The organism is Nocardiopsis chromatogenes YIM 90109, assembly GCF_000341185.1.
Lineage (GTDB): Bacteria > Actinomycetota > Actinomycetes > Streptosporangiales > Streptosporangiaceae > Nocardiopsis_A > Nocardiopsis_A chromatogenes.
This window is the reverse complement of sequence record NZ_ANBH01000184.1, coordinates 1-14272: the sequence shown is the minus strand read 5'-3', so window position 1 is coordinate 14272 and position 14272 is coordinate 1. Positions and strand designations below refer to the sequence as shown.

Annotated in this window: 11 protein-coding genes; 7 read left to right on the top strand and 4 right to left on the bottom strand. The window is 73.7% G+C overall.

The features are described 5' to 3' along the window. Window positions 1-521: 521 nt before the first annotated feature. A complete protein-coding gene (locus D476_RS0118285; protein ID WP_017625378.1) occupies window positions 522-1079 on the bottom strand; it encodes a GNAT family N-acetyltransferase in 558 nt (185 codons plus the stop codon). A gap of 129 nt (window positions 1080-1208) precedes the next feature. Here D476_RS0118285 and D476_RS39785 point away from each other — a divergent pair, with 129 nt between their 5' ends. Beyond that, complete coding sequence (locus D476_RS39785) at window positions 1209-2195, top strand: TIGR00730 family Rossman fold protein (RefSeq protein ID WP_017625377.1); 987 nt, start codon at window positions 1209-1211, stop codon at window positions 2193-2195. A gap of 275 nt (window positions 2196-2470) precedes the next feature. Then, a complete protein-coding gene (locus D476_RS0118275) occupies window positions 2471-2770 on the top strand; it encodes a hypothetical protein (protein ID WP_017625376.1) in 300 nt (99 codons plus the stop codon). A gap of 552 nt (window positions 2771-3322) precedes the next feature. Here the strand turns inward: D476_RS0118275 and D476_RS33770 are convergent. The 3 genes from D476_RS33770 to D476_RS0118260 all read right to left on the bottom strand — a co-directional run bounded on the left by D476_RS33770 (window position 3323) and on the right by D476_RS0118260 (window position 6035). Continuing rightward, complete coding sequence (locus D476_RS33770) at window positions 3323-4201, bottom strand: MerR family transcriptional regulator (protein ID WP_338036247.1); 879 nt, start codon at window positions 4199-4201, stop codon at window positions 3323-3325. A 481-nt stretch (window positions 4202-4682) separates the two neighbouring features. Beyond that, entirely contained in the window at window positions 4683-5369 is a 687-nt protein-coding gene (locus D476_RS0118265) for a B3/B4 domain-containing protein (RefSeq protein WP_017625374.1), read from the bottom strand. 33 nt (window positions 5370-5402) lie between these two features. Continuing rightward, a complete protein-coding gene (locus D476_RS0118260; RefSeq protein ID WP_017625373.1) occupies window positions 5403-6035 on the bottom strand; it encodes a LysE family translocator in 633 nt (210 codons plus the stop codon). 29 nt (window positions 6036-6064) lie between these two features. Here D476_RS0118260 and pdxR point away from each other — a divergent pair, with 29 nt between their 5' ends. The 5 genes from pdxR to D476_RS37530 all read left to right on the top strand — a co-directional run bounded on the left by pdxR (window position 6065) and on the right by D476_RS37530 (window position 14126). Next, entirely contained in the window at window positions 6065-7549 is a 1485-nt protein-coding gene (gene pdxR, locus D476_RS0118255; RefSeq protein ID WP_017625372.1) for a MocR-like pyridoxine biosynthesis transcription factor PdxR, read from the top strand. A 1424-nt stretch (window positions 7550-8973) separates the two neighbouring features. Further along, a complete protein-coding gene (locus D476_RS0118250) occupies window positions 8974-9591 on the top strand; it encodes a class I SAM-dependent methyltransferase (protein WP_017625371.1) in 618 nt (205 codons plus the stop codon). 274 nt (window positions 9592-9865) lie between these two features. Continuing rightward, window positions 9866-12793 (top strand): Tn3 family transposase, encoded by a 2928-nt coding sequence (locus D476_RS0118240; RefSeq protein ID WP_017625369.1) that lies wholly within the window; start codon window positions 9866-9868, stop codon window positions 12791-12793. 381 nt (window positions 12794-13174) lie between these two features. Continuing rightward, window positions 13175-13360, top strand: a complete 186-nt coding sequence (locus D476_RS37535) for a hypothetical protein (RefSeq protein WP_152529384.1) — start codon at window positions 13175-13177, stop codon at window positions 13358-13360. A gap of 577 nt (window positions 13361-13937) precedes the next feature. Further along, window positions 13938-14126 carry a hypothetical protein gene (locus D476_RS37530; protein WP_152529383.1) on the top strand — a complete coding sequence of 63 codons (189 nt, stop codon included), beginning with the start codon at window positions 13938-13940 and terminating at the stop codon, window positions 14124-14126. Window positions 14127-14272: the final 146 nt, after the last annotated feature.

The window sequence follows — 14272 nt, the reverse complement described above, 5'->3', positions numbered from 1 at the left end:
CGAAGCCCCGCCGCCGGTCAGGGCTTGGTAGGCGGCCCGGTCCGCCCCGGAACCGTAACCAGCGGGCCGACCTGGCCGGAGGGAGTTGCAGCACTCCAGCGGACGCGACCCCTCCGCGGCGGCGGGCGGGCCTCGTCTGTCGTCGGGCGCGCCGGGCATCGCGGGACCCGGCCGGGCGGCCGAAGGCCGCTCGGTGTAGGGCGGTCGTGGCCGCGAAAGGTTCCACCACTCCAGCGGACGCGGTCTTGGCCGATGGGACTCCACAGCGTCTCCGTAGCGTCTCCATTCGTCGCAGGGCCGTGTCGATGAGTCCTGACAGCGGTGCGTACGAAGCCGCAGGCCGAGGTGGAGCGCCCGCAGCGAAGCGGGCGCGAACGACCTTGAGGTACGGCGCGCGGCGGCAACGCCCGGCGCCGAGGAAGGCCGCGGCGGTGCCGGAACCCGTCGACACCGCCGCGCACCGAGCCCTCAGAGCACCGTCAGAACCGGCGCACAGGCGCCCTCGCATCCCGGCGTCATACTCACCCGCCGCGCCGCCCGCGCCACTCGGGAGCCAGGACCGACCAGACCTCGATGTCCTGGCGGTGCCCGCGCAGCACGTTGCTCTGCCTGAGCACGCCCTCGCGGGTCATGCCGAGGCACTCGGCCACGGCGATGCTCGCCCGGTTGCCGGAGGCGCACCTCCACTCCACCCGGTGGAACCCGCGCTCGTGGAAGACCCAGTCGATGATCACGCGCACCGCACGCGTCACCAGCCCCCTGCCGGTCGCCGCGGGCTCCAGCCAGCACCCCGCCTCGGCCACGCCCTGCCCGGCGTCCATGGTGCGGAACAGCACCCCGCCCACCAGCACACCCCGGTCCCGGATGCCGTAGATGCGCCCGGTGTCGGCGGCGGCCTTGCCCGCGTAGTCCTCCAGTACCCGGCGGGCCGACCCCAGGTCCGTCACGGCGTCGGGGAAGCCGATGTAGCCCCCGATGAACTCCCGCCCCCGGTCCATGTGCGCCAGGAACTCCTCGGCCTGCCACGGCTCCAGCGCGCCCAGCAGCGCCCCGTCCCCGTCGAGAGGCACCGACAGCATCCAAGACCTCCGTCCTTCCACCGGCCCTTGCGCCGTCCGCGCAACGACGGCCGATCCTTTCACGCCCCTCCCGCCCCGGCCTTTCGGCGGCGGGCAGGGGGCCGCCGCATCCGTGCGAGCATGTGCCCCATGGCCCTCCACCGCGTCTGCGTCCTCGCCGGGTCCGACCCGGGCACCGACCCCACCTACGCCCGCACCGCCGAGGAGCTGGGCGCCCTGCTCGCCCACCGCGGGATCGGCCTGGTCTACGGCGGCTCCGCCCGCGGCCTGGCCGGGCGCGTCGCCGACGCCGCGCTGGCCGCCGGCGGGCGCGCCACCGCCGTGGTGCCCCAGTCGATGCGCACCCGCGAGACCCTCCACCCTGGCCTGCGCGACCTGCGCACGGTGGCCACCCACCACGAGCGCAAGTCCGCCCTGGCCGAGCTGGCCGACGCCTTCATCGCCCTGCCCGGCGGCCTGGACACCCTGGACCACATCGCCGAGGCGGCCTGCTGGACCCAGGCCGGGCTGCACGCCAAGCCCGTCGGGCTGCTGGACGTGGGCGGCTACTGGAGCGACCTGGCCCGCCTGCTCGACCACTTCACCCGCCAGGGGCTGATCCGGCGCCGCCACCGCGCCATCGTCGTCTCGGCCGGGCGGCCCGACGCGCTGCTGGACCGCCTGGCCGCCTGGGACCCCGACGGCACGGCCCCGCAGGTGCCGCCGCGCGGGCCGCTGCTGGGCACCAGCACCGTGGTGGTGCGCCAGGGGCGCGTGCTGCTGGGGCGGCGCAGGGGAGCCCACGGGGCGGGCACCTGGTCCTTCCCCGGCGGCAAGGTGGACGCGGCCGAGGCCCCCGAGGCGGCCGCGGCGCGCGAGCTGCAGGAGGAGACGGGGCTGCGGGCGGTGCGCCTGTCCCCCATCTGCTGGACCAGCGACGTGTTCGGGGCCGAGGGGCTGCACTACATCACCCTGCACCACCTGGCGGAGGCCCGGGGCGAGCCGGAGGTCGTCGAACCCGACAAGACCGAGGGCTGGTCCTGGCACGACTGGGACGAGCTGCCCGACCCGCTGTTCGCCCCGGTGGCCTCGCTTGCGGCCACCGGGTGGCGGCCGGACCCGCCCGGGCCCGCATGACCTCCGGGGCGGGAGGGGGCGGCACCGGTCATGTGCTCTGACCCCCTAGGTGGGGCCGACGGGGACGCGATGCAATGGTGGCCATGATGTACACGTGGCCACCCGCTGTGGCCGTTGCTGCGGCCGTCGTGTCCGCCTCCACCGCGGCGTGCACCCCTGGTCCGCCGAACGGGTCCACCGCCGGGGAGCCGCCCGACGGCTCTGAGGCTTCGGCGTCCGAACCCGCGGACACGGGCACCCCCTCCCCCTCGCCCACCGGGCCGTGCGCGGAGGGTGTGTGCGAGATCGAGGTCGCCGTAGGGGACACGGTGGCCCTGCCCCGGGAGTTCGGCCTCGGGCCGATCGAGGTGACGGCGATCGCCGACGACGCGGTCGAGATGGCCGCTCCGCTGACGGGTTCGGGCTACAGCATCTCGGGGTGCTCCGGAGGCGGCGGCGTGACCTCGCAGGGCGGAGGCGGCGTCGGCCTGAGCTGCGGCCTGGGCACCGTGGCGACCGTCAACGACGCGATGACCCTCGAAGTCGTCGAGATCGGCGACGACTCCGCCGTCCTCCGCATCGAACCCGCCGCGTGAAGGGGCCCGCCGCGGCCAGGGGGGCGGACAGGATACGCCGGAAAGGGGCAATGTCCTGGTCAGCGGCCTGATCGCCGGGTAGGGGGAGGCCGCGGTGCGCATCCGGTCGGAGGAGGCCAGGAACCCCGAGGGCGATCCGGCCCGATCAGGATTCGATGAACGGGCGCAGTCGAGGGCCGACCGGCACGAGGCCCAGGACGCCGAAGAGGGGGACGGCCGAGCGGCGCCCGCCGGGCCGGGGCCCGAAAAGGAACCCGACGGTGGGCCCCGACGACTGTCACATCCGTTGACGGCCCGGTCGTGGGCGGGCCACGCCACCGGCGGTGCGGCTACGACCGGGCCGAACCGCGAACGGCCCTGGAAGGGATCGCTGCGGAAAACCGAGGCCCAGGCGATGGCCGCCCCCGCTCGGGGCGGGCCCTGCACAGGGTCGGCGCGTTCTGCGGGCTCTCCCACGGGCAGGTGCCGCCGCGTCCCCGCCGCGCACCGGGAGCCCCCTGCCTCTGGTTGAGGACGCCGACCGGCCGGGGCGCGGCGGGCGCAGGGCCGCGGTCACGGCTTGAGCCCATGGGGCGTGTCGCCGTGCAGGCGGGCGTGGAGGAGTTCGAGGGCGCGTTCCTCGTAGCGGATGCGGGCCGCGGAGAAGTCGTACGGCATCGTGCCGACGGCCTCCGACGCGCTCGTCGTCGCCTCGTTCCCGTCCGCGGTCTCGTCGAAGTGCTCAAAGAGGTCGTCGTGCGCCTCTGGTCCTGTTTCCTCGATGGCGGAGAGCAGCGCGGCCTCGTGTGCGCACCGCTGGTCGGCGAGGGCATCCACGCGGGGGTCGTCGGGGGAGACGCTGTCGTCCAGCTCCGCCTCGGCCTCCGCCAGGCGGTCCTCCTCGGCCCGCAGGTCGGGCCGGGTGGCCAGGACGATGAACCGGTCGGCCTGGACGGCGGCGCCGAGCGGGCCGAGGATGCGCTCGGTGACCAGAAGGGAGTCGAGATCAGAAGGGCGCAGATCCCCGGGCGGCACGTGGCGCAGCCGATCGGTGACCAACGGGGAGAGCAGGCCGAGGGGGCTACCTGATGCACGCAGGTGGCGCACCGCGCTCCGCTGTCGTTCGATGGCGGCCGCCTTGGCGGTGAAGGATTCCTCCAGCCGGGCGAGCGACTGCTCGATGTCGATGGCACCGGCGAAGGCGGCGCGGATGTCCTCCAAGGGGATGCCCGCGTCCGCCATTCTCCGGATCCACAGCAGGCGGACCAGGTCCCCGTAGCCGTAGCGGCGGCGGTTGTCGGCGCCCCGCGGCGGTTCGGCGAGCAGCCCGATGGCGTGGTAGTGGCGGATGGCCCGGGAGGCGTCCCGGTGAATGCGGCGGCGTCGCCGATCTTGACCCAGCGGGGAATCGCGGGCAGGTGCATGAAGGAAGCCTCTCAGCGTCGTGCTCACCGTTCACTGGGCCACATGCCGCTACGGCATGTGCAAGACCTGCCGGCGTCGGGCACCCAAGGCTCCTCACACGGCGAGACGGGGGCGGACCGAGTGAGCCCGGAGGGGGCGACGTGCAGGGGGCGCAGTCGACGGCCGATTCCTCGTCCATGGGCGCGAACCACGCCTGCGGGCGGGTCGGGCACAACGCCCGCCCGCAGGCGGCCGGCCAGGCGGGCGGCCACACGCCGAAGCACGCTTCGGCCCGCCCCGCTACCGGCACCGCCGCAGGCGGGGCCCTGCCGTGACGCGTCCACGGCCGAAGCCCGGCGACCGCCCGGCCCGGGTGTCGATGGCGTGTGCGCCGCCCCGTCCCCCGGCCGGGCCGACGGGCGGCCTCTGCTGGAGGGGCGCAGCTCCCTGCGGCCAGGTCGGGCTCCATGCGGCCGCGGCCCCGAGCCAGGAGCGGCCCGCCTGCGGCGAGCCGCGCAGGCGCAGGCCCCTAGAACTCGAACACGCGCGTGCGGCCGTCCAGCACCGCCCGGGACGTCTGCGCCCCCCACAGCGCGCTCAGGCACTCCTCCAACTCCTCCGCCAGCCCGCCCACGTCACCGGCCGCACCCTCGTGCAGGCCCTCGGCCACGATCAGCACCTCACCGGTGTCCGGCCCCACGCCCGATGCGGCGCTCTGGCGCCCCGCCCAGCGCCGCGAGTGCGCCACATGCTCGCCCCGGGCATAGACCACCTCCCCCGGCTCGACCCGCTCCACCCGCCCCGACAGGTCCGTGAACTCCTCCGTGCCCACGGCGTGGCGCACCTGCAGGTCCCCGCCGACCCCCGCGACGTCGACCACCGCCACCGGGACCGCGTAGGCCAGCGACGCCGCGTTGCACAGGTCCACCAGCGGGTGCACCCGCGGCAGGGCCCCCTCCTTGCGCCAGCGCCGAAGCAGCGACTCGGCCGCGCACCGGTGCTTGGTCGGCTTGAACCCCATGGCCGCATAGGCGCGCCGCCACGCGCGGATGGGCTCCAGCTCCCCCTCGGCCTCACGCCGCGCCGCAGCGCGCTTCTCGAACGCCGCCACCGCCTCGGCCACCGGCGCCGGGCCTGCCACGCCCCGCGCCCGCACCACGCCTGCCGCCAGGGAGCAGAACTCCTCCCAGACCCGATCGGAGTGCTCGAACCGCATACCTCGTCCCCTTTCGTCTCCGTCTTCGCGGCCTCACGCGAGGCCGCCCACCGCCAGGCGCACCGCCAGCACGGCGAACGCCCCGGCGAAGGCGCGCCGCACCCAGGCCCCCGCGGGCCCGCCCCGCCCGAACCGGCCGCGCACCAGCGCGGCCAGGCCCCCGTAGACCGCGAACACCGCGAAGGTCACCGCCATGAACACCGCACTGAGCACCGCCAACACCGCCGCCCCACCCGCCCCCTGCCCGGCCGGCGCGAACTGCGGCAGGAACGCCAGGAAGAACACGGTCAGCTTCGGATTGAGCAGGTTGACCGCCACCCCCGAGGCCAGCACCCGCAGAACCGACGGCGCCCGGCCCCCGGGCGGCGGGGCCGCCAGCGGGCCGCGCTCGCGCAGCAGCCGCCAGGCCAGGAACAGCAGGTAGGCCACGCCCGCCCAGCGCACCACGGCGAACGGCGCCGACCCGGCCTGCATCAGCGCCGCCAGCCCGCCGACCGCCAGCGCCGCGTGCGGGACCGTGCCCAGCGTGCACGCCAGCGCCGCGACCAGCCCCGCCCGCGCGCCGCGCCCCGCGGCGGCCGCCATGGTGAACACCGCCCCGGTACCCGGCAGTGCGGCCACCACCAGGCACGTGAGCACGAACTCCACCGACACCGCGCCGTCCATGGCCCCCACCCTTCCGCCACAATGGACCGGTGGACAGAGCCAAAGACACCCCACCCGACTGGTCCGAACAGGCGGGAGCCGACTTCCTCCAGCTCGACCCCGCCCAGGCCCCGCCCGGCGGGCTGTCCCACTGGATCGCCGAGAGCGTGCGCACCGCCATCGGCGACGGCCGCCTGCCCCTGGGCGCACGCCTGCCGCCGGGCCGCCGCCTGGCCGCCGAACTCGGGGTCGCCCGCGGCACCGTCACCGAGGCCTACCGCCGCCTGGCCGAGGACGGGCACGTGGCCGGGCGCGGCCGCGCCGGGACCGTCGTGGTCGCCGCACCGGCCACCGCCCCCGCACCCCCGGCCCCCGGTACCGGCCGCGCGCCCGCCGACCCCTTCGCCACCGCCCCCGGCCCCGGGGTCTTCGACGCCCTGCGCGCCGCACCGGCCCGCATCGACCTGACCCCGGGCGTGCCCGACCTGGCCGCCTTCCCCCGCGCCGCCTGGCTGCGCGCCGAACGCGCCGTCCTGGCCCAGGCCTCCCCCGACCTGCTGGGCTACGGCGACCCGCGCGGCGCGGCCCCGCTGCGCGCGGCGGCCGCCGCCTGGCTGGCCCGCAACCGCGGGATCCGCGCCGACCCCGCACGGCTGGTCGTGGTCGCCGGAACCGCCCAGGCCCTGGGCCTGGTGGCGCGCATCCTGGCCGCCGAGCGGGTGGAGGCGGTCGCCGTGGAGGACCCCGGCTCCCTGGGCGTGCGCCAGCACCTGGCGCACTGGGGCATGGCCACCCCGCCGGCGCCCGTCGACTCCGAGGGGGTGCGGGTGGAGGCGCTGCACGCCACCGGCGCCGGGGCGGCCCTGCTCACCCCCGCCCACCAGTACCCCACCGGCGCCGTGCTGGCCCCCGACCGCCGCCGCGCCCTCATCGGATGGGCCCGCGCCACCGGCGGGCTGGTCGTCGAGGACGACTACGACGCCGAGCACCGCTACGACCGCCCGCCGGTGCCCGCCCTGCGCGCGATGCTTCCCGACCACGTCTTCTACACCGGCAGCGTGTCCAAGCTGCTGGCCCCGGCGCTGCGGCTGGGCTGGGCGCTGGCCCCCGAGCGCCACCACGGCGCGCTGGTGGAGGCCAAGCGCTTCGCCGATTTGGGCAGCGCCGTCCTGCCGCAGCTGGTGCTGGCGCGCCTGATGGAGTCGGGCGACCTGGAGCGCCACCTGCGCCTGCTGCGCAGGCGCCACCGGCGGCGGCGCGACGCCCTCATCTCCGCTCTGGCCCAGCGCCTGCCCCGCGCCCGCGTGCACGGGGCGGCCGCGGGCCTGCACCTGACGGTGACCTTCCCGGACGGCCTCGACGACACGGCCCTGGCACAGGCGGCCCTGCGGGAAGGCGCCAAGGCCCACCCGCTGTCCTGGCACCGGGTGCGCCCCGGGGAGCCCGGGCTGGTGCTGGGCTATGCGGCGACCCCGGCCGGGCGCATGGACGAGGCGGCCGCCATGCTCGCCCGCGCGCTGGCGGGGGCCGGGTGACCGCGCGGTGCGGTCGTCCGGGGACCGGGGCCCGGCCATGGCGAGGTCCGGATCCGGAGACGGCGGGAGTGGGGCGGCGACGACGAAGGCGGCGGCCCTCGCCGCACCGTCGTCGGCCGCCCGGCGCGCGGATGGTCACCGTTGTTGGCGGAGACGGCGCAAGCGGGGCGGTTCCCCGGCCCTGACTGCCGGGCGGTGGGCCGCTCGCGGTCCGGGCGAGTGTCGGCCGGGGCCGGTGCCCCGCTCGCGGGTCCCGGCCGGATGGCGGTCACGTCCGCCGGAGTGGTGGAACTTCTGCCGACTGCGGCCGCCGGTCAGGGCTTCGAGGGCGGCCCGGTCCGCCCCGGAGCCGTAACCAACGGGCCGACCCGGCCGGACGGAAGTTCCACCACTCCAGCGGACGCCATCCGGGTGGCGGGGTCGGCGCAGTGCGAGGGAGGGGGCGGCGACGACAAAAAAGGTTGGTGGCCCTTGCAGTAGCGCTGTCGGGCACCAGGCGTGCTGGTGGTCGCCGTTGATGGCGGCGACGGGGTAAGCAGGGCGGTTCCCAGGCCCTGACTGCCGGGCGCGGGTCCCTCGTGGTCCGGGCGGGGCGGCGCGGTCCCGGGGTTCGCGCTCTTCGACACCCGGGGCGGCCCCTGGCCCGCACCGCACCACCCGGCAATGCCGTGACCTAGGCGAATACTCCGCGTTAGGTGGAGACAAGGCCGGGAAACGCGCCCAGCGACACTCTTGGCGACCCCGGGGCGACGAACACCGCGATTCCAGAACACGTTCTCGGAGCGAAATATCCTATTCCTGTCCGTCCGGGGTGTTCGGCTCGGGTGCGGAGGGCGGGCGCGGGGCCGCCCGGACCCCTCCGTCGGGCTCCCGAGGTCCGCGCAGGGCCGATATCGGCTACGCGTAGTGACGCTGGGATCGGTAAACGGCCCCGGTGTGCCGTTCAGGGGCCTTCTGGCACCGGATCGCGTTCACGTGTCGCGATGACCGCACGCCCGCACCGCCCGCGACGCCGCCCCGGGCGTCGAACGGGACGCGCAAGGCGCCCCGGCGCCCGGAAATCCGATCGAAGCGGACACCGGGCCGGTAGCGGCTGGCCCGGAACCCACCTTCCGGGCCCCTCGGGTGCCCCCCGGGGCATCCATGGCGGTGAAACCTGCGCCAGACCGCCGACCGGGTGGCGGTACCACCGTCCCGGACCGCCGCCCCCCGCAGTGTGCCCGTTATGCCAGGAATGCGCCCCCTCTGCGGTGATCTCGAGGAAACCGGCGCGGTTCTAGGGGCGTTTTCCCGGGATCAACACCGGCAGGGGCGCGTCGGCCCGGCGGCCGCCACGAGCGCGGGCGAGCACCCGCCCACCAGGCCGCGCCGCCTACCCGGACCACGAGCCTGCCGGGGCCGGCGCGGCGCCTATCGTTGCCCGCGTGAGAACGCTGCCCGCCTCGCCGTACTGGAACACCAACGTCGCCCGCCACCGCGGCATCCTCCGCGCCGTTCCCCGGGGCTGCGCCCGCGCGCTGGACGTGGGGTGCGGGGACGGGGTCCTGGCCCGCCGACTGGTGGCGGTGTGCCACGAGGTCACCGGGATCGACGCCTCTGCCCGCATGACCGGCCTGGCCCGTGAGCGCTACGCGGGCGTGCCCGGGCTGGAGCTGGTCACCGGCGACTTCCTGACCGCCGACCTTCCCGAGGGCGGCTTCGACTTCGTGTGCTCGGTTGCGACCGTGCACCACATGGACTTCACTGAGGCGCTGCGGCGCATGCGGGCGCTGCTGCGCCCCGGCGGCACGCTGGTCGTGGTCGGCCTCGCGCGCGAGGCCGGGCCCGCGGACCTGGCGGTCCGGGCCGCCTGCGCCCCCGTGGTGCGGGCGGCCAAGGTCGCCCTCCGGGCCGACGGCCCGGAGGGCATGCCCGAGGCCGCCCCGCAGATGAGCTACGCCCAGGTGCGCCGGTCGGCCCGCCGCGTACTGCCCGGTGTGCGCTACCGCCGCCACGTCCTGCGCCGCTACTCGCTGAGGTGGCGCAAGCCCCGCACGCCCTAGCCGGAGCCTGAAGCGGCCGCTTCACCGCCCTGGAGGCCCGCCCGCCGCCTCAGCCGCCCAGGATCTCCTCCGGCGACTCGCGCAGGATGCGCACCAGGTGCTCGGGCGCCTTGGCCCAGTTCTCCCGAACGCCCGGCAACAGGACAAGTAACCGGTGAGTAGCTTCTGGGGCGGTCCGAGGTCACAGATCAGGCGAACCCACCGGTAACCCGGAACCGGTCCGCGACCGTGTGCGCTGTCGACTACCGACCGCCACGATCTGGGAGCACCCCTCATGCGCCAGGACTGGACCCCCGAGCAGCTCGTCGATGAGTGGACCCTGGAAGAGGGCGACCGCAAGCTGCTCGGCAACAAGAGCGGCGCCACCCGGCTCGGCTTCGCGCTCAAGCTCAAGTTCTTCCAGATCGAGGGCCGCTTCCCCTCCTACGCCGAGGAGATCCCGGCCGCCGCGGTGGACTTCGTCGCCGACCAGGTGGGCGTGGAAGCGGCCCTGTTCGGCAAGTACCCCTGGAACACACGTGTCCAGGGACGACACCGCCACCAAATCCGGGACACCTATGGCACCCACGCGGCCACCGAGGACGACGAAGACCAGCTCGCCGACTGGCTCGCGGACCAGGTGTGCCCGGTGGAGGTCGACCGCGACGAACTCGCCCAGGCCGTGGCGCGCCGGTGCCGCACCCTGAAGATCGAGCCCCCGCGCGAGGGGCAGGTCGAGCGGATCGTCGCCTCCGGGGTGCGCCGGTTCGAGGAGGCCTTCACCACCAGCGTGATGGCCCGCCTGGGCCCGGGGATCTGCGAGAGGCTCCAGAGTCGGGTGCTGGGCACCGAGGGCGTGCTGGGGGCGGTGAAGTCCGACCCCGGGCCGCTGGGGCTGGAGACGCTGCTGGAGGAGATCGACAAGCTTAAGACCGTGCAGGCCCTGGGGTTGCCGGACGAGCCGTTCGGGGGCGTGTCGGAGAAGATCGTGGCCGCCTGGCGGTCCCGGGCGGCCCGGATGTACCCCTCCGACTTCGCCGAGTGCGCCGAGCCGGTGCGCTACACCCTGCTGGCCGCTTTGTGCTGGACCCGGCAGGCCGAGCTGATCGATGGCCTGGTGGAGCTGCTGATCCGCCTCATCCACCGGATCAACGCCCGCGCGGAGAAGCGGGTGGAGAAGGAGCTGATCGGGGAGCTGACCGCGGTGCCGGGCAAGAAGGGCATCCTGCGCCGGATGGTGGACGCCTCCCTGGCCGAGCCCGGCGGGACGGTGGCCGAGGTGATCTACCGCGCGGTCCCGGGCGGGGAGAAGACGCTGCGCAAGCTGGCGCGCGAGCTGATGGCCACGGAGAAGGCGATGGCCGAGCGGGTCCGCTACCAGTTGCGCGGCTCCTACTCCCACCACTACCGGCGCATGCTCTCCCCGCTGTTGGCCGCGCTGTCGTTCGCTTGCAACAACACCTCCTACCGGCCGGTGATGGAGGCGATCGAGCTGCTGGGCCGCTACACCGACGTCGACCGCTCCGAGAAGTTCTACGGCGCCGACGAGCACGTGCCGATCGAGGGTGTGGTGCCCAAGGCCTGGGCTGAGGCCGTCACCGACACCGCCTCGGGGCTGGTGGAGCGCATCCCCTATGAGCTGTGCGTGCTCATCGCTCTGCGCGAGGCCCTGCGCCGGCGGGAGATCTACGTGGAGGGGGCCGGGAAGTGGCGCAACCCCGACACCGACCTGCCCGGCGACTTCGCCGACAACCGGGACGTGCACTACGCGGCGCTGAAGAAGCCGGTGGAGCCGAACGCGTTCGTGGACGGGGTGCGCACCCGGATGCGCCAGGCCCTGGACCGGCTCGATGTGGCGATGGCCAAGGGCACCACGGGCGGGGTGCGGATCGTGACCCGCAAGGGCCAGCCCTGGATCAGCGTGCCGAAGCTGGAGCCTCTGCCCGAGCCGCAGAACCTGGGGGCACTCAAGGGTGAGGTGCAGCGCCGGTGGGGGACCATCGACCTGCTCGACATCCTCAAGGACACCGCGCTGCTCACCGGGTTCTGCGACGAGTTCGTCTCGGTGGCCACCCGCGAGGCCATCCCGAAGGCGACCCTGCACCGGCGGCTGCTGCTGTGCCTGTTCGCGCTCGGGACGAACATGGGCATCAAGCAGATGATCGCCACCGGCGAGCACGGCGAGGACGAGGGGGCGCTGCGCCGCACCAGGGCCTCGCACATCACCCGCGACAACCTGCGCCGCGCCATCGCGACGGTGGTGAACGAGACCTTCGCCGCCCGCGACGCCACCTGGTGGGGCACCGCCACCACCACCGCGTCGGACTCCAAGCGGTTCGGCTCCTGGGAGTCGAACCTGATGACGGAGTTCCACGCCCGCTACGGCGGGCACGGGGTGATGATCTACTGGCACGTCGACAAGGGCCGGGCCTGCATCTACTCCCAGCTCAAGTCGTGCTCCTCCTCCGAGGTCGCGGCGATGATCGAGGGCGTGCTGCGGCACTGCACCGACGCCGAGGTCCAGGCCAACTACACCGACACCCACGGCGCGTCCATCGTGGGGTTCGCCTTCACCGAGCTGCTCGGGTTCAAGCTGCTGCCGCGGTTGAAGAACATCGGCGCGGTGCGCCTGTACAGCCCCGACACCGGTCCGGCGACGTGGCCGCACCTGGAGCGGGTGGTCAAGAACCGGCCCATCGACTGGGCGCTGATCGAGCGCAACTACGACCAGATGGTCAAGTACGCCACCGCTCTGCGCCTGGGCACGGCCGACACCGAGCAGGTGCTGCGCCGCTTCACCAAGGGCGGCGGCCCCAAGATGCCCGTCTACCAGGCCCTGGAAGAACTCGGCCGGGCGGTGCGCACCATCTTCGCCTGCGACTACCTGGCCGACGAAGCCCTGCGCAGGGAGATCCACGGCGGGCTGGAGGTGGTGGAGAACTGGAACGGCGCCAACGACAAGTTCTTCTACGGCAAGGAGGGCGTGCTCACCGGCGGCGACCGCGAGCACGCCGAGATCTCCATGCTGTGCCTGCACCTGCTCCAGTCCGCGCTGGTCTACGTCAACACCCTGCTGCTGCAACAGGTGCTGGAAGACCCGGCCTGGGCGGGGCGGCTCACACCGGAGGACCGGCGGGGCCTCAACCCGCTGTTCTGGACCCACATCAACCCGTATGGCCGGTTCGACCTGGACATGGACAAGCGCTTGGACCTGGCCGTGTGAGGCGCTGACCCTGCGATCAGGTGTTGGGGGCAGGACCTGCTGCTCACTCGCCCCAGGAAGGTGCGAGAAGGTCCGCAAGAAAGGAGGTCTTGGAGCGCGGCTTCGTCGGCAACGTCCTCGACCTCCTGCTCGGCTCGGCCCCGGAGGCCGCCATCACGCCCTGAGCCGGAGAAGCCGGACGCAGCCCGGCTGAGGTCGCGGCGCCGCCCGGTGCCCACGCGCCAGGTACCGCGCGAGATCGCCTTCACCGGTTCCTCGCCCTGGCCGTGATCCCTGCCGGGGCCGCCGTCCTGGTCCTGACCACCTACCTGTTCCTTCACATCACCAGCAAAGCGTGGCAATATGTAGTGCTGTCAACACCCAGAGTGAAAGAGGAGTGTTATGCGAGCACGTACCCTGCTCGTAGGTGCAGCCCTGGCCGCCACCGCCGTCATGGGCGTCGTGACCCCCGCAGCCGCCGATCCGCCGCTTCCCTTTTCCAAGGTCGCCTGGAACCTGTGCGGCGGCCTCGACCTTGTTTCTACCAGTAGTATCCAACAGATTGATGATCTCTGCGACAGCGTGTAGTCCACCGCACCTCACTGCCCGGCTCCCGCCTGACCCCAGACCGTGCGTGCAGAGCAGCGGTACCGAAGCCAACGGCTCTCGCGCAGGCGTGCCTGGTGCACGTGGACCGGCGCGGGCTCACACCGCCGTTCTTCTCGAACGCGAACCCCTGCGGCGACATCCGTCTGAACATGGGCGGCCGTCTGCCCTCGGGGGATGAGAGGGGCGGCTCCATTGAGCGTGAAGCCCTTCTGGCCCCTCCTTCACCCGCGTGTCCCCTGTTCCTTCTCCGGCTTCTCGTTCTTTCCAAGGCCCACGGCACCCTCGCGCTCGACACCGAGCAGGGCAAGGCTACCCCGGTCGCTGGGCGGAAAACCCGGGGCATCACCACGCCACTGATGACCGCACAGAGTGGTTCTCCGGGGGGTGGGTGAAGGCGTATGCCACCTACTCTCCGACCTGCACGAGATCCGCTCCCGGGTGAGACATCCGATCGGACCCCGGCACGCCGCGCACACCATAAGTGCTTGGATATGTACTTTAAGTTGTTATTCGAGGGTCCTAGTCCGCACCGCACGACCGACATCCGGGAGACACCATGACACCGATCCTACGAGGCGTCCTCATCGCGGTTTCGGCGGCCGCGCTCGCGCTGAGCGCCGCCCCAGCCCACGCCGCTGAAGATCGGCCAATCATCGGAATCGTCACGGTCGACCTCAACGTTCTGGAGCTTTTTGATATCAAACCTTCTGTCACCGGGGTCCCGGTAAATCTCCGGAAGGTTTGACCAAGGGCGCGATCGGCGACGTTCTCGACGGCCCCCGCGACGCCGTCATCGGCCACGAACTACGGTGACACCCCTGTCACACGGGTGGTTCCTCGCGCACGAAGTACGAGTGCGAGGAACCGCCCGCAGACGAGACGGCTCGCCCG